Origin of the sequence: Dyadobacter sp. 32 (assembly GCF_902506755.1) — a bacterium.
GTDB lineage: Bacteria > Bacteroidota > Bacteroidia > Cytophagales > Spirosomataceae > Dyadobacter.
On record NZ_LR735258.1, the window covers coordinates 1,720,733 to 1,745,682 of the forward strand.

Sequence of the window (24,950 nt, forward strand, 5' to 3'; positions counted from 1 at the left end):
TACTGAAATGAAAAAGTATATCATATGTGTTTTCATGGGAGTTGCACTGGCCTCCTGTTCCGATTTTCTTCAGTTACAACCTGAATACCAGATCAACGAAAATTCGTTTTACAAAAGCGCAAAAGATTTCGAAACCGCACTGGTGGGAAACTACGCCGGGCTTCAGGGACTTCACAACGCTTCCATCGTCAACCTGGGCGACCTGACCACCGATAACGCGGAAATAAAATGGACGTCTCCCACTATTGCCGAAACAGAAGCGGACGAAATGAACCCAACAGCCTCCAACGACTTTCTCAATACCGTGTGGAGTACCTGCTTTGCCACCATCGCAAGATCCAACAATATTCTCTCCCGGCTGGACGCGGTCACACTGACCGACGCGCAAAAAAACCAGTACAAAGGAGAATCACTTTTCCTGAGAGCTTATAGCTATTTCTATCTGGTGCGACTCTTTGGCAATGTGCCCATCGTCGATGTATCGTTCCGTAGCCCCAACGAAATCATGGATTTCGACATGACCAGGAAGCCCGTTGCGGAAGTTTACAGTCTCATCACCAAAGATCTGACAGAAGCTGCTGGACTTCTGAACGGCATCAGTATTCCGAGTAAATCTCAAGCGTCCGCTGGTGCGGTCAAGACTTTACTTGGGAAGGTCTACTTAACCAATAAGCAGTTTGATCTGGCCAAAGGGGTTTTGAAAGAAGTGATTGACTCGAAAACCTACTCGCTTAATCCAGATTATAAAAAGTTGTTCACCAACGGTAATGATGAACATCAGGAATCCATATTCGAGGTAAAATACCTGTCGGGTAATGTGGGAGAGGGTAATTCATTTTCAAGCATTTTCACACCAGCGCGCTTCGACATGGCTATCTTCCCAGGGAATATGCAGGGATCAGGACGTGTGTTGCCTACGCGCCAGATGGCCGCAGCCTATGAAGCCAAAGATCTGAGAAGGCCCGCATCCATAGGCGACTCGGTAAAGCTGGTCACAGGAAAATACGAAAAGGAGATCTACGGGCTGAAATTTGTAGATTTCACAACAGGCATCGTGGGCGATGGCGGAATCAATTTTACGGCACTTCGCTACGCCGATGTATTACTCATGTACGCAGAAGCACTCAACGAAACCAACGGCACTACCGAAGCGCTTACGTATCTCAATTTGGTAAGAACACGCGCAGGACTTCCCGCATTGGCTGGTCTGAGCAAAACAGATTTCCAATTGGCTATGGAGCGGGAACGAAGGGTTGAGTTTTTCCTGGAAGGGCATCGTTGGTTTGATCTGGTGCGTACCGGACGTGCTCAGGAAGTTTTGAATAAATATTTTAAAGATACCGGCCTCAGCTTTACCGTTGCAGCGCATGAGCTTATCATGCCCATTCCGCTGAGAGAGATTGACATCAATCCAAAGCTCGGTCAGAATCCGGGTTACTAATGAAGATGCAAATTGATGGAGTGCTGTTGATTATCATAGCACTCCGGACTGAAGCTAACAACGGGGAAGATTTGATCACAGGACCAGCTAAGGAATTCCGGAGCGTTCAAGGAAAAACCACTGGGCATCCGCTGGACTCCTCCATTCCGATATGACATTACGCATGTGGTGGTAGCGGGCCAAAACACCGTCAGGATAGAAGTAGGTAATGTGTGGTCCAATCGCTTAACCGGCGACGCCCTGCTCAGCCAAAGCTTTACCAGCACCAACTTAAAAATTGCCAGACGCGGCAAACCCAACCTTACCTGGGATCAAATGCCACTCATTCCATCCGGACTTTTTGGTCCGGTTACTATCCTTCATTTAAAACAAAAATAAGAATGATGCTTCATAGACATTATCGTAAACGATCCTGGATGACTGTCCTTATGTCGGCCGTCGGCAATCAGCAATCGGAACTGGTTTCCGTTATTGATCCAACAGCCGATAACCTGAGCTTGCCGGTTGCATGTGGGCAACCTCCGGTAAACAGCCTGGTAAGGGTGTATAAAATATGGTTTCGTTTATTGGCATGTACTTTCTGCCTGGCAGGTATTCCAGCTACTTTGGTTGCGCAGGAACTTTCTACTTTGCGGGGCAAAAACTTCAATAATATCACCCTCGAAGCCTCACTGAAACCCTTCAAAAAAAATGACAAGGCCTACATCCGGGAGGTGGCAAAGGAGATGTTTACACAGTGGCACGCGCTGCTAAGGCATGCTGATACCGTTTCTGTGATGCTGTGGACCGGCGATGGCTCCGAGATTCTGGATTATAAGGGTTCCCCCGCGCAACCACTCGAATGGGCAAAATACATGGGCAACCCCAATACCGAACATCCGGTTAACTCCGGTCCAAAGGAGTTATCCATTCACGAACGTGCCTATCTATATCTGGACAATCCACCCCATTTCACCTATGGAGATTTGAAGTTTATTATCCAGACATTGAAAGAAGAAGGAAAAAAAGTGACGGGCAAACCAATTCGGGTTGGAGAAACGTTTGACCCCGGACCCGAATTTGCCAAATCAGACTTTAAATATAAAAATCACCGGGAAATACTGGGTGGCAACGCCATGGGGCACAATACCATGGTTAGCTGCTATTCTGTTTTGAAAGCGGACAAAACGCCCTACGCAGGCTTCCCAAAGGGCATTCCCGAAAACACACCTTTCGGAACCTTCCTGGGACGCCAAAGCAAACATTTCTTACAAGATATGGGCTTTGACTTTTTATGGCTCAGCAATGGATTTGGGTTCGGTGTGGAAGGTTGGTCATCGACCGGGGCCATTTTTGACGGGAAAGGCTTTGATCAGGCCAAACTCGCCGCCACCAAATCCAAGATAACCGATTTCTGGAAATATTTCAGGGCCGAGTGTCCTCAGATTCAGATTCAAACCCGAGGAACGAACCTGTCCACAGGTACGGATCTGGCCCGCGATGGCGTTGATCTTAAATCCATCTACAAGGACAAAAACATGCTCCCACCACCTAACTCCCCCTGGGCTGCCCTGGATGGTGATTTCGGTTTAGAGATGGTCGGGTACATGTCTCGCATGGCTGAGCTGCCCGACGAACGTTATCTTTTCCGATTTTACACGCATGACCCCTGGTGGCTCAACAGTCCCTGGCTAGATAGGTATGGTCGCGAACCTCACGACATTTATTTACCCATGTCCGTCTCCCGGATCAATAAAAAAGGGGAAGTTAAAATACCATCTCATCTGAGTTTTCTGAGTATTGATGATGCGTATGGTAACATGCCCACGCAGGTGCCGGATGAAGTAACGCCCCACATTCTGAAAGCAAGGTATGATGCGCCAACGGCACCCGGCGCGCTCGTGTGGGTTTATCCTTTTGATGAATACCATGATTGGGCCTACAAATACAAAGACCGGCTGCCCGAAATCTATTACGGCGACTGGCTGATCCGGCAGGCTATCAACAATGGGTTTCCGCTCAACACAGTCATTTCCACAGGATCTTTTCAGCATGTGATCAAAGAAAAACCTGCTTTTTTCAAAGAGTCGATCTTGGTGGCAACAGTTCCAGACCCCGACTCGCCTATGGAAAAGTCGCTGATCGACTTCGTAAAAAATGGTGGAAAAATTATGGTTTACGGCCCCGCAGATCATGCAGGAAAAGCTTTTTTGGATTTATTGAATCTGAAAAATACCACTCCGTTGGAAGGCGACCTGAAGGTGTCCACGCAGTACTCAGGTGACATCCTGGCCATAAAATATCCCGATATGATCCAGCACAGCGCGCTTTTTTCGGGAGGTGGAATTGCTACGAAAATTGGAAATGATAAGGATAAAAACACAAAAGCACTGGCGCAAATGTCACAATCCGGGGAAACCCGCGATGTGGCATGGGTAAGAGAATTACCAGCCTGGAACGGCGGGAAGGTAGTGTATGTACGTGGTACCAATTCGAGCAAATTCAACGGCGGAAAACTCCTCAACCCCGATGATCCTTCCAAACTTTTCACCGGCCCCCTGCTGCTGCGCTATGCATTGTCGGAATTTGGTCTTGAGTGTCTGATTGAAAAAGAAGATCCATCAGTGAAAAACCCGGTCCTCACGATTTCAAGAAGCGACAACGCATTTATTTTTTCTGGTTACAATCCGAATAGTACCATCACAAACCACTTCAAATTTCCACAAGGCGCACCGTTGTTGTTAGGCCTGGAAACCAAGCTCGAAAAGGGTTTCTCTGTGTATACTTTGCCCTCAGCCTGGAACCGGGAGTGCCGTGTATTTGTGACGCAGAATGACGGAATTGTATCCTTTAAAGAAATCCACTCTGGCGAAAAAGGTATCTCCAAGCGCTTTCAGGTGCGTGGGCTCAAAAACGCCACAGTACGGATATATGCCGCAGATGGCATTACAAAGGAAAACTTTAACGCTTATGCGAATGCAGGCTATCCGTGGAAAACCGGCAGGGTCACATTTAAAGAGGGCGACGAAAAGCTGGGAAAACATTTCGTTGTGGAAAACGTAACTGGCAGCCTGACGGTGTCATGGTAGAGCGGCTAGGCGCCCCCGGCTGGGTGCCCCCGGCTAGGTGCCCCCGGCTAAAATTGATATTTTAAAACATAAGTTCAATAAGTATATCGCAATACTAAAATTCAACTATGAAAAACATTCTTTTGGGGATCATCGCCATATGTTTCTGCCCGATGCTTTACTTTTCCTGTGGTAAGCCGGCTGGGAAAAGTCCGGTTACCATTTCCTCCGATTTACAGGAAGGCTTCAAAAATCCCACCGGAACGGCTCGTGCAAAAGTGTATTGGTGGTGGATGAATGGCTACACCGACTCCATCCGCATAAAAGAAGAGCTACTTGCGATCAAAAACGCCGGACTTGGCGGTGTCGATATTTTTGAAATTGGTTTTCGTCCCGATGGCATGGTGCCCTCAGGGCCCCCATTTATGAGCGATGCGTCATTGAAACACCTTGTGCTGGCCATCCGTGAGGCCACCAGGCTGGGTCTGGAAGTAGGTTTAAACTTATCGAGTAGCTGGAACGCCGGCGGAACCTGGATCCAACCCGAACACGGCGCCAAATCCTTGTATTATTCCAAAACAAAAATGAATGCTGCATCGGGTGCCGGATTAGCCTTACCCTTTTCCGACGTTTTGAAAAAGGATGAGAGGGGAAAGGCGCCTGCGGTGCAACTGACAGCAGACGGAAAGCCCGCTTATCTAAAGGAAGTGGCTGTGCTGGCCATACCAGCCCGCAAGGAAGGGCAATATCTGGACACCGCATCGATTGTAAACGTCTCCGCCTACTTCGATCAAAACAAAGAGGTGCTCAACTGGAAGGCTCCTGCCGGCGACTGGGACATTTTTAGGTATGTGTGCGTAAGCACCGGGGAGCTGTTAAAGTTGCCAAGTCCCAATTCCAAAGGACTGATTATTGACCATTTTGATTCAACGGCTACAAGGGTTCATTTTGAGTATTTTATTAAAAAATTGAAACCCCTTCTGGGCGATTTCACCAAAACTGCTCTCAAAAATCTGTACCTGGCAAGTTTTGAAGCCACGGGAACGATCTGGACGCCTACCCTGCCTGCGGAATTTAAAAAATTGCATGGCTATGATGTGAATAAATTTCTTCCGGCATTATTTGACAAAGAGATTTTTGGCCCCATCGTTTCACCCGATTTCAAGCGCGATTTTGAGCTAACCGTCTCTGAGCTGATGATCAATAATCATTATCGAAAAGGTAAGGAGATCGCTAATCAATATGGGCTGGCTTTGATCTCAGAATCGGGTGGGCCCGGGCCTCCTTTACACAATGTACCAGTCGAAGGGATCAAAGCATTAGGCGCACTGGATGTTCCCAGAGGAGAATTTTGGATCAACCATTCACGGTTCGACCACAAGCCCGATAGCGTTGATCTGCTCATGCTGGTCAAGGAAATCTCTGCTGCATCACACATTTATCAAAGAAAAATTACTGAATTGGAAGCCTTCACCAGTTTTCAGAACTGGCAGGAAGGTCCGGGTGACATGAAACCTAACGGAGACCGCGCGTTCTGTGAAGGCATGAGCCGCCCTGTGATCCACGGTTTCAGTCACAATCCAAATGGCGTTGGATACCCGGGTATATATTATGCCGCCGGCACCCATTTCAATGACAAAACCACCTGGTGGCCCAAAGTAAAACCATTCAATGATTATCTGGCCAGGGTTTCCTACATCATGCAACAGACCGATTTTGTAGCGGATGTACTATATTATTACGGAGATCAGACACCCAATTTTGTTACACCCAAAAACACCCGATTCGCCGTAGGCTCGGGTTATGATTACGAAATTATCAACACCGAAATACTGCTGAGAGAGCTGACGGTGAAAAACGGGCTCCTTACCTTGCCCTATGGCGCACAGTTTAGGGTACTTGCATTGGGTGAAATTTCGGGTAAAAATCCCGCACTTTTAGAGAAACTCGAAAAGCTGCTGAAAGCGGGTGCGGTCATCACAGGCTCCATGCCAACTGCCCTGACTGGTAAGAATAAAGACCGCGCACGATCGCTCTGGAGCACTTCGGGCTTCTACTCTTCTGAGAAAAAAATCTTCACCACACCCTCTGGAGAAATTCTGAGGTCAATGCATATAGGGCCGGATTTCGACTACCCCGACAAGCAGTCCGCCCGGCTCGACTACATGCACGAGGACCAGCCGGCACTGGATTATATTCATCAGAAAAAAGGGGGGCAGGATTTTTATTTTGTACGAAATACGGGTAAAGAATGGGTATCCCGGCTTTGTACATTCCGTCAAAAAGGCAAAACACCACAGCTATGGGATCCGGTTACAGGCCAAGTCAGTCCATTGCCTGTGTTTAATCAAACAAATAAAGGCATTGAAATCCCGCTTACTTTACCGCCGTTCGGCTCTTATTTCATTGTGTTCAACGACAAAAAGCCTGGCGACCACTACACGGCAATCGCAGCTTCTTCCAGCGTTGATATCGAGTACAGCGAAAATGGGATGCTTTTTCATAAAAACGGTTCATATACATTGAAAAGCGGAGAGTCCAGCAAGCTTGACGTAAATGTGCGCTCCGTTCCTGTGAGCGGCCCTTGGAATATATCTTTCACAAAAGGCTGGGGAGCGCCGGAATCGGCTGTCCTGCCGGAACTCATTTCCTGGACCAAATCCCCTGATGAAGGAATCCGTCATTATTCGGGATCAGGTATGTACGATAAAGAATTTACCAACGGCCTTAAAGCTAAAGAAGATGAGCGCGTTTTCCTGGATCTGGGGGAAGTAGCCCGGGTGGCCGAAGTGTGGCTGAATGGTAAATCACTGGGCATCGCGTGGACAAAACCATATCGTTTTGATGTAACCAAAGAACTAAAAGAAGGCAAAAACAAGCTGCGCGTAGAAGTGATTAATACCTGGTCCAACCGGATCATTGGTGATATCACCAGTTCAAAAAAATACACCAAAACCAACCTCAATGTGCGGGGCTCGCGGGAGTTATTATGGACTGAAACACCTTTGCTACCCTCCGGACTGATCGGCCCCGTTCAACTGAATACCGTTAAAGTTCTTAAATAAAATCTGCTATGAGATCTGATAAAATGTCATTTTCGAGAAATAAATCCAGGTTTGGTTCTCAGATACCAAGGATTCTTTTGCTTCCCTTTCTCCTGATCGGCATTATATGTGGTGCGGGCAAGAAAACCTATGCACAGAACCTCAGGTCCCATTTCAAGGATCCCCAAGGCACCGCGCGGCCAAAGGTCTACTGGTGGTGGCTGAATGGCTATACCGACAACAAAAGGTTGAAAGAAGAACTCATTGCTATCAAAAACGCAGGACTTGGGGGCGTGGATATTTTCGAAATAGGGTTACCACCAGCGAGTGACCCGAACAGTATTATCCCCGCCGGTCCTGCTTTCATGAGTGACCAATCCCTCCAGACGATAAAATTTGCCGTTCATGAAGCCGGCAAACTCGGCCTGGAAGTAGGCTTCAACCTCGCCAGTAGCTGGAATGCAGGTGGCTCCTGGGTAGAACCAAAATTTGCATCCAAAACCCTGTATTTCTCCAAAACGACATTGAACGGATCAGGACCTGGTAAAACGAAATTACCATTTCCGGTCATCACATCCGACCGGGCAGGCAAACCTCGACCCATCCAATATGGAAGTGATGGAAAACCTGTATACAGGGAAGAGATCGCGGTGATCGCCGTTCCAACGAGCGTCCAAAATCTGGCAGACACGACATCGATCTTAAACATCACCGCCTACTTCGACCCAAAAACCGAAATACTAAACTGGAAAGTACCACAGGGCGCTTGGGATGTGTACCGCTTCATTTGTTCCAATTCCGGAGAGCAACTGATCCGTCCCTCAGAGAAATCAGCCGGCCCAATCATCGATCACTTTGATTCAACAGCCACGGAAATGCATTTGATGTATTTCATCGACAAGCTGAAACCGTTATTCGGTGATTTTTCAAAAACAGCATTAAAAAATCTGTATCTGGCCAGTTATGAAGCCAAGGAGTTTGCATGGACTTCATTACTTCCCGCCACTTTTAGAAATCTGAACGGTTATGATATTTACAAATTCCTTCCGGCCGTTTATAACCCGCAGTTTTTCAATACCCAAACAACCGAAAAATTTAACATTGATTTTTCCAGAACCTTTTCGGAGCTGATGATCAGAAATCATTACCGGAAAGCAAAAGAAATCTCAAATAAATACGGACTTAAAATTATTTCAGAATCGGGCGGGCCGGGCCATCTGCACCATATCCCTGTGGAAACCCTCAAAGCCCTTGGCGCACTGGATGTACCCAGGGGTGAATATTGGTACAACCGCACTTTTTTCAAGGCCGACAGTCTCATTGATTACATCTGGCTGGTGAAGGAAATAGCGGCAGCGTCGCATATTTACAAACAGGGAATTGTAGAGGAAGAATCTTTCACCAGCTACTGGGACTGGCAGGAAGGCCCGGGCGATTTGCGTGTAATTGCAGACCGCGCGTTCTGCGAAGGGATGAATCGCCTGGTAATTCATGGATTCCCGCACAACCCGACAGAAATGGGGCTTCCCGGGATTGCCTATTTTGCCGGGACACATTACAATGACCGGAATACCTGGTGGCCCAAAATCAAGCCTTTTAACGATTATCTGAGTCGTATTTCCTACATCCTGCAAAACGCCCGGTTCGCATCTGATGTGCTCTACTATTATGGGGACGATATCCCAAACCTTGTCCCACCCAAAAATACGGTATTCAAAGTTGGCAACGGGTACGACTACGAAGTGCTTAATACCGAAATACTGCTCCGGGACCTGATTGTAGAAAACGGAGAATGGGTGCTCCCGGGTGTGGGCCGATACAAAGTGCTGGCAATAGGAAAAGATAAACTGATCGGCGATGAAGCCCGGGCAAAACTGGATCGGTTACAGAAACGGGGAGGCATACTGGCCTCTGATCACATGCTGCAAGCCTTGAACCTCCCTCCCGATTTCGCTTACCCCGATCAGGGCAAAGGAGCCATCGACTTCATTCATTACGACACACCCAGGCAGGATTTCTATTTACTCCGGAATACCACCAACCAGTGGGTTTCAAAAAAATGTACATTCCGGCAACAAAATAAGTCGCCCGAAATATGGGATCCTGTAACCGGAACGATGTCAAGAGTACAGATTTATCAGCAAAAAGGGAAGCAAATGGAATTGCCGTTAACCCTTCCTCCATATGGCTCTTTTTTTGTTGTTTTTACCAATGAACCTGGCAAAGCTGCCTATACCGACATATTGTCGTCCGACCCAGACCCGCCGCGGATTCATTACCATAACAATCAGACTTATGTACTGCAAAGCGGCAGTTACGATCTTGTGAAAGGGACGGTTAAAAAAACGATAAAAGCGAAATCGCTCACAACGGAAATCGCAGGAGACTGGAAGCTTACCTTTCCGGAAAAATTCGGTGTTCCGGCACATACGCATACCACTGGCCTGTCCTCCTGGACCGAATCCAATGACCCGGAAGTGAAGTATTTCTCTGGAATTGCTTCGTACTCCAAAACCTTTGACTTGACAGCACCCACAAAAGGAATGAGCACCTTTCTGGACCTTGGCAATGTGACGGAGGTAGCCGAAGTGTGGCTGAACGACAAATCATTGGGAATCAGCTGGTCGCTTCCCCACCGATTTGATATTTCAGGAATCGTGAGGAATGGGAAAAATACGCTACGCGTTGAAGTAGCCAATACCTGGTCCAACCGGCTTACCGGTGATGCCCTAACCGGCAAAAAATACACCAAAACCAACATCGTAAAAGCCAACAAAAACCTGACTCCCTGGGATCAGGTACCTCTAAAAAAATCGGGTTTACTCGGGCCAGTATACATTGAATCACTTCAACCCATCCAGCCATGAAAGCGTTTTCCTTTATTTTGATTATCGTCGGCTTACTACCATCACTCGCCAAGGCGCAAATTGCCAAAAGCGCAGACTATTTGGCAGATATTAAAAGAGAACTGACGATCCAGTGGCCCAAAAACCGGACGATCAATCTGGTCTTTCATGGACATTCTGTACCCGCCGGATATTGGAATAACCACGAAGTGCATACACTGGAATCGTATCCCAACCAGGTTTTGAAAGAACTGAAAGTTAAATTTCCTTATGTACCCATCAACGTCATTGTGACCGCTATCGGAGGCGAAAATTCAATAAAAGGTGCAGCAAGATTTGAAAGTGATGTACTCGTCCACAAGCCCGATGTGCTGTTCATCGATTACGCGCTAAATGACCGGTTTATGGCACTTGACCAAACACGGGAAGCTTTGGAGAAGATGATAAAACTGGCGTTGTCCAAGGGTGTAAAGGTGATCCTGGTTACTCCGTCACCAGATCAAAGGATCGATATCAGCAATCCATCAAACCCGCTGGATCCATATGCAGACCAGATCCTGACACTGGCGAGGCAATACCAAACCGGCCTGGCCGACCCGTATGCTGACTTCAAAAAGATTGCGAAAGACGGTAAATTAGCCAGTTTCATGTCATCGGTCAATCATCCCAATGAGGCTGGACATGCGCTCATTGCCGGAAAAATTTTGGCATGGTTTTAAACATCATTGTAATCAGGATTGGCACTGATGGCAAACTTGTATTTATCACCCCGGTAGAAAGAGCGCTCAATTTCCACCACTTTATCATCCTTACAGATCACGGCGCTATCGAGTATAAACATCGGTGTAGCCTTGATCAGCTCAAAATTATTACTCTCCGCATCAGGCTCAATAATTTCCACACTCAGGGTCTGCTTCACTTCGTCAATCCGCAGATGATAGGTATCTTCGTAAACCTTGAAATAAGAGATTTCCGTTGGCATTCGGTTGATCTTCGGGCACAATTTGAGGGAAATGTATTTGATTTCGTCCTTAATTATCTCATCGTCGGCATAACGTAACTGATGAATTTTCAATACAGGCCCGTCCAGGATAAAATGCTTCCCTCCTATCTCTGACGAAATACCGTCATCCAGCACCGTTTTTTCGAGAACCAGGTTATGGGGTTTAAAACCTTCGGCCAGCAGACTTTCATGAAATCCGCGCCGTGTGGCATATATCGAGCCCAGTGTCCGTATCAGGTGATGGTCGACCGTTCGGTTAAGCACAAAAGTACCTTTGCCCTTAATACGTTTGGCCCATCCCCTGCTCTCTATTTCCAGTAAACTCTTTCTGGCCGTGGTATTACTGACATTATAATTTTTAATCAACTCATTTTCAGAAGGAATTTTATCACCAGGCTGTAATTCGCCCGATTTTATCATATCGATCACGGTATCACTTATACTCAGAAACTTTGGTCGCATAGCTGAATTATTCACCCAGAAAAAATATCAAAGAAAAATTCAAAAATAGAAATAAATCCTAAAAAAATACCACTAGGTAGATTTGTACGTCCCAGCAGAGAAAGGTAAACACAATTTTGATAAGATTTAGCCTTACGATTCTCGAAACGAGATGTTGATAAATCTGGAAAAGTAAAAGAACAGTAAAAAAAACAGAAAATAATATACCAAGCCCAAACCCCGCTCAACGTATACAGTCTCACAAACCAGGATAGCCCAGTTTCACCTCGTTATGTGGTAACCATCAGACACAATTATCGCCTTCCGTCTACGTAATCCGTCTACAATTAAATAATTAATCAAATTTATACGGCAATAAAAATTTGATTATTAGCAATATATTTGAAATGAATAACTATTTTACCTCTACAAGTAACCGAAATCATGAAGACATACCCTTATATCCTTATCATCGAAGATCACGAAGTGGTGTCTGCCGCCGTTGAAGCACTTGTCATGGAGGATTTCCCTGAGGCTTCATTCAGAAAGGCCGGATCTTTTCCCAAAGGAAAAAAGCTGTTGACCGAAGGACCGCCTGTAGATCTTATTGTGCTTGATGTGGATATTCCTGGAGGAGAATCATATAAAATGGTCGAAACCCTGCGTAGCATCCAGCCCAATGTAAATGTTCTGGTCTTTACGGGTCAGGACGAAAATCCCCATGCCATCCGTTTTCTGAAAGCCGGTGCCAATGGATTTCTGTCAAAAAATGCTCCTTTCGAGCAATGTGCTGTGGCGGTAAAAATGATACTGAACGGCAAAAAGTATGTTAGTGACACTGTGCAAGAAATAATTACCAGCAGCTTTTTTGACAAATCCCCCTCATCAGACGAGTCGTATGATTCGGCGCTGTCACCCCGGGAGACAGAGGTCATGGAATTATTGCTGCAGGGTAAATGGACCAAGGACATTGCACTTGAGCTAAACCTGAATCCCACTACGGTAAGTACGCATAAAGCCAAGATTTTTCAAAAGATGGACGTAACAAATGTGATTGACCTTTATAAGAAATACTATTCTCTGTAATCTTGTGTCAGGGATAATCCTGAGACGCTAACGGTGCTGAAAAGGATACTTTTAAACTAATCGGAGGACTTGAATATCAGGTGAATCCTTGCTCCATTTTCGTTTTCAACCAGTATGGTTGCATGGATCAGAAGAGAAATTTCCTTTACGATGATCAACCCCAGGCCGTTGTACTGCACATCCAGAGAGGCCATCGTTTCGGTAACATCGATCGAAGCGGGACTATTGAGCCAGTAAAGAAAATGCTCAGGTATTCCAGGACCCGTATCCGAAATGATGAGGTTCACTTGTCCACGGCGGATTTCAATGGTAGCGGAAATCACCCCTTCAAAAGTATATTTATTAGCATTATCCAATAAGTTGTGAATGATAATGCCCAACAATTGCTCATTGGTCTCGACCATTTGTGTTGCACTGATATCGCACACAAAGCGGTTGCCCTGTTCCTTCATCAAAGGGGCAAACAGTTCCGACTTTTCCTGAATCAGCGAGAGCAGCGCTACTTTCTTTAACTGAATATGTTTTCCATAAACCTGCGTTTTGATATAGCCTATGGTGTTCTCCAGCAGGTGGGCCATCCGGGTACCTGAGGATATAATGCTCCCGCTGAACGAGTTGATGACGGCATACTCCTTCCTACTCATCGATCCCTCAATTCTTTTGGCAGATGCCACTATAAACTTTAGCGGTGTGCGGATATCATGACTGATAGAAGCAATAAGACGGGTTTGAATATGAATCTGTCGGTTCAGCTCCTTTTCTGATGCCTGAAGTGCAATAAGCGTATCCTGAAGACGCTCTGTTCTTCTCTCCACTTGTTTTTCCAGTTCCGAATTTCTTTCTTTTAAATATCTGGTTCTAAAAAGGATGTACACATACAATCCCGCCAAAACTACCATCACGACCAATAAACGGAGCCACCATGTTTCGTACCAGTGAGGAGGAACCATGATGATGATGCGCTTGACAGCAAAATTACCCTTCCCGAAACCATTTAACTTTTTGATTGTCAATACATATTCCCCAGGATCCAGCTCCGAAAAGCGGACAACAGGATCGGTCGATTTTAGCGTTATCCAGTCCAAAGCAGACGGCGTAGCTTGTACCGGCAAAAGGGTGTAAGCCAGATGCAGATTACTTCTGTTGCCGAAATACGGTACCGTGATGTGAAAGCCGATCTGTTTCGGATTCACCGAAAGTTTAATCGTATCAGCATTTACAAAGCTTATCTTACCCCTTTGGTCCAGACGGTCAAAAATGATTCTGTTAACGGGCAAGTCATTGTGCATCTGCTCCGGGCTAAACCATACCAGTCCGTTGAGTGATGGAAGCGAAAGCTGTCCGCCTGGCAGCCTTAGAGCGCAAGGCTGGCATCCGCCATTGAATTCATTGGTATAAAACCCCCGATCCTTTGCGTGATACATATAAAATAAATCCTGCGGATTACTGCTTGATTTTTGCGGTAATGATTGGTAAGGTGGCGCAGAAAGGGCATACCGAAGCAAGTCATTTTTGGCGATCTGGAACAAACCATTGTTGGTCGTGACCCATAAAAACCCTTTGTTATCTTCAATCATGCAATGCGCTACGGCCAGGAATTTGTTGCCATCCAATGGAAACTGAACAAGCCTGGTTTTCCGGAACAGGAAAATACCATCTTCATAAGTGGAAAAGAAAACTGCGTTTTCATCGTCGGGAGAAATGTATACTGCCCGGATGTTGAGCTTTTCTGTGCCCTTGATCCTTTGCGTAGCTCCGGTGGCCAGATCCACCAAAAACAAACCTTGCTGGCTGGCCACCCAGAGGGATTTACTGGTGGCCTGAGCCAGGTACGACACGTTGGAAATAGGTTTTCCCGGATAGGCCCTGGGGTTAGCGTCACCACTATCCAGATAAAATAACCCAAGCGACTTTGTCCCAATCCATATTCGCCCATCCTGACCTTCATAGAGCGTTTTTATTTCATCATTCAGATTCCAGGAACGTAATATTTTCCTTGCGGTAGGGTCAAACTGATAGAGGAATTCAAAAGACTTGGACCAGATGTTTCCCTTGGCGTCGGTAAAAATACTTCTGTAATCATACCTGGAAATATTTTTGAGTGTGGGAATCGCCGACTTCCGTAATGACTTGTTTTCAGTGCTTTCATCGAGACCGATTACGGTTCCATTGGGCGTTACAACATTGTTTGGGCCAAACAATGTCTGTGCATAAAATATATTATCCATGTCCTTTTCACCAAACCGAAGCGTGCGAAAATCTTTCTTCGAAAACACATACAGCCCGTTTGTTACACTACCCAGAAACAATTTTTTCGAAGGCAAGTCGTAATGAACGGTACGAATATTATTGGCTTTAAAATCAAAACCGGTCAGGATCAGTCGGGTGTTCCAAACATTCGCGGTGGTCTGTTCGATACGGTAGAATTTGTTGTTTATCAGCACAAAGGTCTGATCGGAAATTGAATTCCAGTATATTTTGGCGCTCTGCGGACTGTCGCGATAGGTGGGGTCGCCCAGGATGTCACCATGGAGGTAGATTCTGTTTTGCTTCTTGTCGGAAACCCTGAAAATTTGCCCCGAACTCGAAGAACGAAACAACTCTCCTTTGATTGAGAAAAAATCTTCAATCGAGTTTACTTTGAACGGTAGATTCCATCTGCGTTTCCAATCACTAAAATAAGAAATTTTCTCGTTTTTAAGCAGAAAAAATGTTCCGTTTTTGCCTGGAACCAGAACGATGTAGATGAGTGTCTTCTCGTGCCCAGACATGTAATTCGGCGAACCGGAGGTTATAAAAACTTTATCATAGGATTCCCGAAAATGAGGTAACCGACTCAGACTTGAATTGTTGTAAATCGAATCCAGTACGGCATTGGCGCCTTCAATACGAACCGCCTGCGAATTATCAGATATGGCGTATATTTTCCTGGTTTTTCCGGTCAAATCCGGTTGAAGTGAATAAAATCTTGTGCTGTGGAGAAAGGTATTGCTTTTGTTGAAGGTGTAAAATTCCTGGCCGTCAAACCGAACCAGGCCACTCTCGGTAGCCAGCCACAAGAAGCCATCCGGGTCCATGGTAATACTTTTGACGCTGTTCTGTGGCAGACCATTATCGCTCGTATAGTGATTGTACGCGTATGGCCCTCCATCCGAATCACCGTATGGCTGTGCTTCACAGGTGCCAATTTTCAAGAATAAACAAAACAAAGCGACTACCCAGGCAAGTTTCATTTATAAAGTTGTAGATTGTAAGAATGCACGTTTAAGACCGGATTTTCACGAAAAGTAACCCATGAATCAGATTAATTTTAGAATTATTTTTATAGAATATTTTCTATTAATCAACGACTCCATGGCACCTCCTGGCTATTTACACATCCCTTTTCGATGATTAGCTTAAAAAAATCCACCAAACATCTGATGATACCAAAGGCAAAGGACTTATACATGAAGTCACCTATCCTGAATTTAACATTTCATCCAACTCCATCCTGCTCAGGAAAAAAAATGACCACAATCCGGAACGCCTCAAACAACCCAGAACAGGAACAACTGTTGGCAATTTACTAAATCATAACAATTCGAATCCAAACAAGCCCAAGTTGCTAAATATTTCGAGTCTTCTCACGTTCTTACAGTGTGAAAATTCTTCCGTTCTCCTCACCATGTAAACAATGACGCAAACTACTGGCAAAACCATTATCCTTTTTGGCGTAATTTTGGTCATTGCAGGTACTTTGATTTACCTGTTCAGCGATAAGCTACAATGGCTGGGCAAGTTGCCCGGGGATATACGCATTGAAAAGGGACAGTTCCGGCTTTTCTTTCCAGTAACCACGATGATCGCCCTCAGTGTTCTTGCCAATCTCATTTTATGGCTGATCAGAAAACTCATGTAGTTAAGGAGCTCATGATCACAAAAAAACCTCCTACGGATCATCACCGCAGAAGGCCCTGTTGGATTATTCAAAACTGACATTAAGAACGATCCCAGGCTGTACCCGGAAAGGTTGTTTTTTTCCTTATGACCCCTTCACCGCTGAAAAATTCCTATTTCAGGAATTTGAATGGAGATACTGCCAATCAATAATCCGGTCTTCCGAATATATATTGCGTATATCATCGGGATCTTTGCCCCCTTCTGTATCCACAAATGCTTTTAAAACTTCACGATATTCCCCTTGATGTGTTTGCCCATCCCGATCCGTAAAGCGAACCTCAGAATGATTGGAAGGCATGCTGATATTTTCCATGATTTGAAATAATGATTAGATCCACAAAAGCTAAAAAACGATGCCAAACTATTTATAACCGTGCAGATCCTTCCAACCAAAATACCCTTCGCGGAGGCAGATAAAATGATCACAATTTCATTTTTATGAAAAGAATTTTAAAAAACGTAAATTACCCGCCAGGACTCATTACAGTCCGCCTGAGCGATTCACACATAAAGACAGCCCTTCTGGGAAAATGGAAATAAACCATCATTTGCTAAAAAGTCTCTTGTACGCTTTAACATCTTTCATCACCGCCACGAGCTTGATGGCTCAGGATATGTCGAAGACCTATGTACTTAGCGAATTCAAAAAGGCATCAGAAGTCATTCCATTTAATGAAAGGTTTCAATTTGAGAATTTCACGAAAGGATATGTGACAAAACAATCGGGAGCAAAGTCGGAAGTGCGACTCAATTACAGTTATCTATATGGAGACATTTTGTTTATCGGACCTGCTTTTGATACGCTCTCCATTTCGGATGCGCATCTGGTAAAAAATGTCACCATCGGGGAAAACCGCTATTTGTATGACCAGAGATATGGTTTCGTAGAAATCCTAGCCGAATACGATGGTGTGAAGGTCGGAAAGAAATGCCAGATGGTTTTTAAAGACTTTAATAACCGCGTGAGGTTTGAGAGATTGGAGAGCTTCACCGCCAAGCCAGGGCAGAACACCTTCATTGGCATGCCGGGCAAGGTCAATGTGGCCAATTTGACCAACGTGAGACTAAAACCCGAAATCGATTATTTCCTGATTGATAAAAACAACAGGTTTCATACCGCCCGAAGGGAAAGTGTTACCAGGATTTTTGCCAAGTCCAGAAAAAATGTTTTAAACTATCTGGATAGCCATGCTGTGGATTATAAGAATGAAGCGGATCTCAAAAACGTCATAGAATACTGCGCAAACCTGGAAAGCTCGCTGTGATGCCATTTCTCCCCAATCTGTAATACAACCTGCCAAATAAATCGATGCTCGAAATGGAAGATCAAAATTCTGACCAGATCCCCTACGGAAAAGCCCCCTGTTTCACCTGAGTTTTATTCAGTTGTTGACGTATAGCAAGAATCAAATTTTTGATTTGTCAGGTACAGTTTTTTTATCTGAAAAATCTTAATATTCTGTTTACACACAGTCCTAAACGTCATTTGGCTATGAAAGATCTTCCCAATTTTCTGTCAGGCATAGTCAGGCTATGGGGTTTCCATCTGTATCGCGAAGATTTATATAGAAGAACACTTTCGATACACAATCTTGGTTCCCTCCGGCGGGTGTGTAGCCAGGGATACTCTAGTTCGCTTTTGTATAAAAAAGAAATTCAGTGGGTTTACGATTCCTCCAAACGTACATTAGAAGATGGGGATATTCATGAGCATCAAAACAGGAACGCTCTTCCTTCCAGCGAACTTACTGTGGAAGATAAACCCTTTTTGCTCAAAAAGATCGTAGAAATTGAAAATAAAACGATTACACTTTATCAGGCTCTTCTGGCCCAGGCCAATCTGAGCTATGACGCAACGTCCATCCTGAGCGACCACCTGGCCAAACTGAACGACATCAAGAGCAAACTATACTTAGAAATAAATTCAGATATACCTACAGCGCACTTCCCCCTTCCCGAGCTTTCTAAAATACCGGACACTTTGCTACATGCCGTTGCCTGAGCGATGATCGGGTTTAGTGGGGACTGATGTGATCCTTCGTAAGCCTGCCTCCTGCTTTCATCGTTTATCCAACCGTTCAGTTATCACAAGTTTCATTTTGCGGATCGTGCTTTCTCGGATACATGATAAACCGCAAGGACTGGTCTCTGGTGATAAAGGCCACAATCCAGTTGGAAGATGTTTTAATCTGATTGCGGTATCTGATGAGTGAGAAAAGGTGTACGAAAAGCCACATCATGAATGCGATGAACCCCTTGAAATGAAAACCGGGTAAATCAGCGACTGCTTTATTCACACCCACAATGGCCATTGTGCCTTTGTCCTTGTACTGGAACGATTTCATGGGTTGGCCCGTTGCCAGGCTGTGCAGATTCTTACCCAGGAGCTTACCCTGCTGTATAGCCAATTGTGCCCAACTGCCCCACATAGGAATTCAGTGTTCTCAAATTGGCAACGGCATCGCCCGCCGTGTTGTTGAAGTAAGTAAACACATCAATACCTTCTTCCATGCAATCGCGGATATAACCTGCATATTCGTACAGTATGTCATCGCCATAGCTGCTTTTATAATTTCCTTCCGGCCCATGAAAACGTATGTATGCAAACTTACCAGCCAGAGCCAGGTGGGGTGTAGATGAAGTCGGTTTGTCCTGCACTACCAGGGCGGTGTTGTACCCCTCCATTAGATCATAAACATCTTCAATATACCATGACCGGTCTCGAAACTCGACGGATAGTTTCCAACGCTGAGCCGGATCACAGTCCGTAATATCCTGCAACAGTTGCTCCAGCTTTGACAGGCTGCGAACTTTAAGACCAGGAGGAAATTGTATAAGCAGGCATCCAGACTTCACACCTACGCCTGAAATGATATCCATAAATCGTTTAACATCATCTGGCTTAAAGTAAAGCCCCTTGTTATGTGTGATTTCCCGCCATAGTTTAAAGGTAAACCGAAATCCATCCGGTACACTCTGCGCCCAGTTTCTAACGGTTGACAACATGGGCACTTTGTAAAAGGAACTGTTTATCTCTATGCTATTGAACAATGAGCCATAGTAGGAAAGCCGGCTCTTGTCCTGAAACGATGGAGGAAATGCCTGTTTATTACGAACGGGAAGTACCAAACCGCTTGTACCCGAGTAAAATGAACCTTTTCGTTGAACCTTCATGTACACCTGGTTGTGAAGAAAGAGGTCACTTTTTTTGAAAATGACCTCCGGGAGTTAGATTTTATGTAGGTTGCAATCAAATAATGTGTGGTGCATGCATAGCATACAACTGTAACTTAAAAAACTATGCCGGGCCATCTTAAATGACTGTAAAACTTCTTTCTCATACCTACTTCCCGATTTGATGGAAAAATGTGGAACAAATTCCGACATATCTTCTCGTTACCTCATGACTTATTCGCAATCAAAAAACTTTTGTTTTCTAACCTTGGGTGTGATTGCCTAGTATAGGTTGCCTTCAGTTTAAAATTATGAATAAAGTTTAAAATTGAATTATACATTGATCTGGATTGTGATTTTTAGATTCTGATGCAGTCCAGATTTTGAGTTTAGGCCTTTCAGAGTCTTTACGTTCTTTGATTTTTTGTTCAAACGCGATCGGTGTAGCACCGTCTAGGGCTGAATGCGGTTTTTGGTTGTTATAAGTCTCAACAGCTCGTTTAACTTCTGTTTTTAGCATTTGAAAGCTTGTAATATTCCAATGAATCAGATACTGATTTTTGATGGTTCCGTTGACCCGTTCTATATGCGCGTTTTCATAGACAATGTTGCACATGCTGATACGAATTTTGTGCTCTTTCAGTAGATCAGTGTAGACGTCGCTGATGTATTGTCCCCCCCGATCCGAGTGGTGTATCAGTTTGTGCTCATAGCTGTGTAAACCCCTTATAGTCAGAGCCATTTTCAGAGCGGCGACATTGTTTGCAGCTCTCATGTTATCTGCAACAGAATAACCGACAATCAATCTGGAATACACATCCATGATTAAAACAATATAACAGTCTTTATTGTCGACTTTAAAGTACGTTAAATCGCTAGTCCACAGTTGATTAATATTATCAAGCTCTTTATCTACCAGCAGGTTCTGGTAACGGCTGTATGGACTGGAAAAGGTTGTTCGGGTTTTGTTCCGAAACACTTTCACCCTGAATCCATAGTAAATGCCGATACTGATGAAAGCATCTCTGCCAATACCTTCGGGCTGACAAAGTTCATAGATAGTTCGAATACCCATAGCTGGGTGAATCTCGCGTACCTGCATGATCAGCCCTAATACCAGCTCTTCCTGGTTTTGCCAGTGAATCTCTCGCTGCAAGGACTTATAGTGCCCTTGCTTACTGATCTGGCAATGAGTATACAAGCCGCTCATCGAATACATGTGGTTACTTAAATTCATACGAAAGTGCTCTAAGGTCCAGGATTGAAACTTTTTTTTAGATCGACATCCAGTTCCTTAGAGGCGATCTCAATGAGCTTATCCTGATAATCGATAATCATTTGTTTTTGACCAATTGCACGTTCCAATTCAGCAATTTTACCCTGCAACTCAACAAGTTTAACAGCTTCGCTATCTTTTTGTACAACCATGATAGTTCCCTTTTTGTGATCAGGAGAATATTTATAAATCCATTTGTATACGGTATTCTGGCTTACTGACCACAATTTAGAAAAAGACAGAATGCTGATCTCACCAGCCGAAATTTGCGCTACCTTTTCGCGTTTGAACTCTTCACTAAACACACGATATGGACGAATATTCAGTTTTGTACTTTTTTTAGTTTTTAATTTCGAATTGCTCATGTTAAAATTACCGTTTAAGGGCAACCTATGTTAGGCAATCACAGGGTTCCAACCATTAACCTTCTTCACGCATCTTTTAACCTTTGAAGGGCGGTGTCTGTAATATCACAAAAGATTGCCCTGTCTGGCAAGCATCCGATATTGAGTAAACATAGTGGTTAATGGTTCGAAAGGCCTGGGAGATTTTACCAGGCCTTTTTTTTCCTATTTTAAACTGCATAAGCAAATAATCGGAATCTTTGATGTAGCGCCGATTAGGCATGAATAAAATCACTTCTGAGCCGATTTCAGCTGCCCAAGCAATTCAAACAAACTTTTGGAGATTTTGACGGAAGCATCTACTTCCAGATAACTGGATCGTGCGCGCCAGGTTTCGTACCCTCCCAGCTGATGATGCTCCGGAGTAGGCAGGTATCCGTTATAACCGTTGGCCAGTGAAATACTGAATGTGGGCTTGAATGGACTTTTCTTTTTTAAATCCAACCCTATCTCCACAAACATTTCGCAGGGAACGGCAGTAATCGCCAGATCACCGATGCGAAACGCCTGCAGAATGAGTGAAACGTCGTTGGGATAATCCTTCATAAAGATTGTTTCCCGCGCATAAATTTCCTCCATCGAGGTCATAATGGGCTGTTTGGCTCTGGAAACGATATCCTCAGCTCTGGCCAATTCGTTGGCGTCCGGCTTTCTTACACGCAGAGAAATCTCTTTTTGCCGGCTTGCCAGAGATATCCAGTCCTTGTATTCGATCTTTTGATATACCTTATACGCTTCGGCCGCTATGGTATCGGCAACGGCCCGCATTTTTTCATAAGTCTGATATCTGGCCGGTGCTTTTCCACCAAAATTTACATTATTGATATTGCCACTCGTACCGTTGGACATGATCGCCACGAAGGGAATATTTTGTCCACCGGCATTCAACAACTCCTGCATACGATTGGCAAACATGCCATAATAATCTGCTGAGACCTCTCCTGCCCCCGTACCACCCACATAATGCAGGGAATAATTGGCCAGCATGGCAACCGGCCGACCATCAGGAGTCTGAATAGAAATGATGGGTAAGCCGGGATCCACGGGGCCGGACGGTTCCAGGTTATTGGGATTACCGATACCCGGATTCATTTTTACCTGGTCCTGCTTACCAAACGGATTCATCATCGGCGTACCCGGTTTCATTTTCCATCGACGGTTAAAAACCTGGCTGGGTTCATTCCCTACTCCCCATCCTATCCGGGCGGGAGCAAGATTGTGATTTGCCCTAATCACGGCGTCAGCAATACGACTGGCTAGAAATTCAAGGTATTTTTTATCCGGATCACTATTAAAAACGGAGCATGCCGCTCCGCCCGTATGGGTATGTGTAGCAGACATCATCATGTTCTCAACAGGAATTTTGGTCATTTCATGTGCCCGGTGTTTGGCTTTATCCAACACCTCGCGCGACACCATGCAAAGATCCGAGACCACGATTGCCAGACGGGTCTGCCCGTCATCGAGTACAATGCAACGGGCATGCGTGTCATCATGAACCGATTTTATGATCACATTTTGCATATTCCCGTTGATGGATGTCCCAATTTCGGGTGTGATATTACTTGTTGCAGCCCCTGCCCTGAATATCCGCTTACCTACCGACCCTGCATCCTGGGCCATTGGAAGATTTGGAATCAGCAAAAAAAGCATACTAAACAATGCGTACAAGGATGTTTTCATAATTTACCTGTGATCTGTATACCTTTTGAAAGGCATAGGTTTAAGAATGTTTTTTTACTTCATTGTTGAAAAAAGCGAGAGCAGTTCAGCCACGATCTTCTGTGTCGCTTCTTTTTCCACTCGGTTGGTGCTCAACCACGTTTCGTATCCGCCGAGTTTGTGTTGTTCAGGTGTGGGCAGGTAGCCATAACCGCCATTGGCCAGTTCAATTGTAAATGTAGGCCTGAACGGGCTTTTCGCCTTAATTTCCAATCCGGTTTCCGCAAAAGTTTCAAACGGAATGGCCGCAATACCAAGCTCTCCGACGCGGTAAGTCTGAAGTATGACATTGATTTGTTCAGGCCATTCCTGCATTTGCAGGGTTCGCTCCGCATACGTCTTTTCTAGCCGGTGTTTAGGTTTTACGGTGTCTGCTCGCGTGACGACCTGCTGCGCCCATCGCACTTGTTCATTTGTTGGCTTGCGAACATTCAGCTGCAGTTCCGACTCTGCCGCTTTCAGCTCCACCCAATCGTGGTGTGTTGTGGTTCTATAAACGCGAAGTATTTCCCTCGCTACATCATGGGCCACCAGGCGAATTTTTTCATAAGCGGGACGTTTCTCTACCTGCCCTTTCACATTGATATTGTTGACATCGCCGGAGGTACCATTGGACATGATGCCTACAAAAGGCGGATCCTGACGATCTGCCTTCAACAGCTCCTGTATTCTATCGGCGAACACCGCAAAGTAATCAGCCGAAATATGGTCGGAAGGTATGCCTCCTACATAGTGCAAAGAATAGTTGGCAAGAACCGCAATGGGCTTTCCAGTGATAGACTGAACCGAAAGAAACGAAAGGTCTGGATCAGTTGGACCCGCTGGCTCAAGAAGATCGGGATGACTACCTGGGTTCATCAGCACCTGATCCATTTCACCGAAAGGGTTAAGTACCGTCTTGCCGGGCTTCATTTTCCACCTTCTGTTGAATACGTGTTGTGGCACACTTCCCACACCCCATCCTATCCGGGCCGGTTCAAGGTTAGCAATAGCCCCCCTCACTCCATCTGCGATCCGGGTAGCCATAAATTTTTGATATGCATCCAGGGGCGTATCCGGATGCCAGCCGCGCCTTTTTTCACCCTCACCTCCAGCACTTGTTCCAGAATGTGTATGCGTGGCCGACATCATCATATAAGCATTCGGAATGCCGGTGGCCTCTCTTATCATGCGCTTGGCTTCATCAAACACCTCCCTGTTAATGGATACATTATCACAAATCACGAAGACCAGCTTATGGTTTCCATCGTCGAGCACCAGACTCCGTGTATGCAACTGGTCGTGTATATAGGTGGCGGGGGGCGGGGTCCCGAAGTTACCCACAATGCCATCGCCCAGATAGGGCGTAATGTTACTGATAGACGCGCCTGCCTTGAAGATCCTACCTTGTGCATAAACGCCATTCTCCGTCAACACACAGGCAACAATAATAAAAATTGATATGACCTTTTCAAATGTTATTCTTGCCATCATGTTTTACAATTTGTTTTCCTGCGACAGACTGATTTTTATGGGTTTGCTTCA

At 45.2% G+C, this 24,950-nt stretch carries 18 protein-coding genes; 9 read left to right on the top strand and 9 right to left on the bottom strand.

The window, feature by feature from the left end:
* Positions 1–7: 7 nt before the first annotated feature.
* From DYADSP32_RS06945 to DYADSP32_RS06965, 5 genes are all read left to right on the top strand, one after another.
* Positions 8–1,441 carry a RagB/SusD family nutrient uptake outer membrane protein gene (locus tag DYADSP32_RS06945; protein WP_149243406.1) on the top strand — a complete coding sequence of 478 codons (1,434 nt, stop codon included), beginning with the start codon at positions 8–10 and terminating at the stop codon, positions 1,439–1,441.
* Positions 1,442–1,821: 380 nt separating this feature from the next.
* Positions 1,822–4,509 carry a hypothetical protein gene (locus tag DYADSP32_RS06950; protein WP_414617588.1) on the top strand — a complete coding sequence of 896 codons (2,688 nt, stop codon included), beginning with the start codon at positions 1,822–1,824 and terminating at the stop codon, positions 4,507–4,509.
* A gap of 107 nt (positions 4,510–4,616) precedes the next feature.
* Positions 4,617–7,553 (top strand): glycosyl hydrolase, encoded by a 2,937-nt coding sequence (locus DYADSP32_RS06955; RefSeq protein ID WP_149243405.1) that lies wholly within the window; start codon positions 4,617–4,619, stop codon positions 7,551–7,553.
* Positions 7,554–7,561: 8 nt separating this feature from the next.
* Positions 7,562–10,399 (top strand): glycosyl hydrolase, encoded by a 2,838-nt coding sequence (locus DYADSP32_RS06960; protein ID WP_149243404.1) that lies wholly within the window; start codon positions 7,562–7,564, stop codon positions 10,397–10,399.
* Positions 10,396–11,097, top strand: coding sequence for a GDSL-type esterase/lipase family protein (locus tag DYADSP32_RS06965; protein WP_149243403.1), 702 nt, complete (start codon positions 10,396–10,398; stop codon positions 11,095–11,097). Before DYADSP32_RS06960 ends, DYADSP32_RS06965 begins: the two co-directional genes overlap by 4 nt.
* On the opposite strand, the gene DYADSP32_RS06970 is transcribed toward DYADSP32_RS06965, so the two are convergent.
* Positions 11,094–11,843 carry a GntR family transcriptional regulator gene (locus tag DYADSP32_RS06970; RefSeq protein WP_149243402.1) on the bottom strand — a complete coding sequence of 250 codons (750 nt, stop codon included), beginning with the start codon at positions 11,841–11,843 and terminating at the stop codon, positions 11,094–11,096. The two genes, DYADSP32_RS06965 and DYADSP32_RS06970, sit on opposite strands and share 4 nt — an antisense overlap.
* A 423-nt stretch (positions 11,844–12,266) precedes the next feature.
* On the opposite strand from DYADSP32_RS06970, the gene DYADSP32_RS06975 reads away from it, so the two are divergent.
* Positions 12,267–12,908 carry a response regulator transcription factor gene (locus tag DYADSP32_RS06975; RefSeq protein ID WP_149243401.1) on the top strand — a complete coding sequence of 214 codons (642 nt, stop codon included), beginning with the start codon at positions 12,267–12,269 and terminating at the stop codon, positions 12,906–12,908.
* A gap of 56 nt (positions 12,909–12,964) precedes the next feature.
* Here the strand turns inward: DYADSP32_RS06975 and DYADSP32_RS06980 are convergent, their stop codons facing one another.
* Positions 12,965–16,141: a two-component regulator propeller domain-containing protein gene (locus DYADSP32_RS06980; protein WP_149243400.1), complete on the bottom strand. Its 3,177-nt coding sequence runs from the start codon at positions 16,139–16,141 to the stop codon at positions 12,965–12,967.
* 443 nt (positions 16,142–16,584) lie between these two features.
* On the opposite strand from DYADSP32_RS06980, the gene DYADSP32_RS06985 reads away from it, so the two are divergent.
* Complete coding sequence (locus tag DYADSP32_RS06985; RefSeq protein WP_149243399.1) at positions 16,585–16,809, top strand: DUF2905 domain-containing protein; 225 nt, start codon at positions 16,585–16,587, stop codon at positions 16,807–16,809.
* A gap of 156 nt (positions 16,810–16,965) precedes the next feature.
* Here the strand turns inward: DYADSP32_RS06985 and DYADSP32_RS06990 are convergent, their stop codons facing one another.
* A complete protein-coding gene (locus DYADSP32_RS06990; protein WP_149243398.1) occupies positions 16,966–17,163 on the bottom strand; it encodes a hypothetical protein in 198 nt (65 codons plus the stop codon).
* Positions 17,164–17,380: 217 nt separating this feature from the next.
* On the opposite strand from DYADSP32_RS06990, the gene DYADSP32_RS06995 reads away from it, so the two are divergent.
* Positions 17,381–18,115, top strand: coding sequence for a hypothetical protein (locus DYADSP32_RS06995; RefSeq protein WP_149243397.1), 735 nt, complete (start codon positions 17,381–17,383; stop codon positions 18,113–18,115).
* Between the two features lie 227 nt (positions 18,116–18,342).
* Positions 18,343–18,852 (top strand): hypothetical protein, encoded by a 510-nt coding sequence (locus tag DYADSP32_RS07000; RefSeq protein ID WP_149243396.1) that lies wholly within the window; start codon positions 18,343–18,345, stop codon positions 18,850–18,852.
* A 76-nt stretch (positions 18,853–18,928) separates the two neighbouring features.
* On the opposite strand, the gene DYADSP32_RS07005 is transcribed toward DYADSP32_RS07000, so the two are convergent.
* The 6 genes from DYADSP32_RS07005 to DYADSP32_RS07030 all read right to left on the bottom strand — a co-directional run bounded on the left by DYADSP32_RS07005 (position 18,929) and on the right by DYADSP32_RS07030 (position 24,899).
* On the bottom strand, positions 18,929–19,279 hold the full coding sequence (locus tag DYADSP32_RS07005) for a hypothetical protein (protein WP_414617589.1): 351 nt from the start codon (positions 19,277–19,279) through the stop codon (positions 18,929–18,931).
* On the bottom strand, positions 19,239–20,024 hold the full coding sequence (locus DYADSP32_RS07010; protein ID WP_149243395.1) for a DUF72 domain-containing protein: 786 nt from the start codon (positions 20,022–20,024) through the stop codon (positions 19,239–19,241). The genes DYADSP32_RS07005 and DYADSP32_RS07010 overlap by 41 nt, the downstream gene beginning before the upstream one ends.
* Before the next feature lie 322 nt (positions 20,025–20,346).
* Complete coding sequence (locus DYADSP32_RS07015; protein ID WP_149240058.1) at positions 20,347–21,261, bottom strand: IS3 family transposase; 915 nt, start codon at positions 21,259–21,261, stop codon at positions 20,347–20,349.
* 11 nt (positions 21,262–21,272) lie between these two features.
* Positions 21,273–21,665 (bottom strand): transposase, encoded by a 393-nt coding sequence (locus DYADSP32_RS07020; protein WP_149239641.1) that lies wholly within the window; start codon positions 21,663–21,665, stop codon positions 21,273–21,275.
* A gap of 270 nt (positions 21,666–21,935) precedes the next feature.
* Positions 21,936–23,387: a neutral/alkaline non-lysosomal ceramidase N-terminal domain-containing protein gene (locus DYADSP32_RS07025; protein ID WP_149243394.1), complete on the bottom strand. Its 1,452-nt coding sequence runs from the start codon at positions 23,385–23,387 to the stop codon at positions 21,936–21,938.
* A gap of 54 nt (positions 23,388–23,441) precedes the next feature.
* Positions 23,442–24,899: a neutral/alkaline non-lysosomal ceramidase N-terminal domain-containing protein gene (locus DYADSP32_RS07030; RefSeq protein ID WP_149243393.1), complete on the bottom strand. Its 1,458-nt coding sequence runs from the start codon at positions 24,897–24,899 to the stop codon at positions 23,442–23,444.
* Positions 24,900–24,950 lie beyond the last annotated feature (51 nt).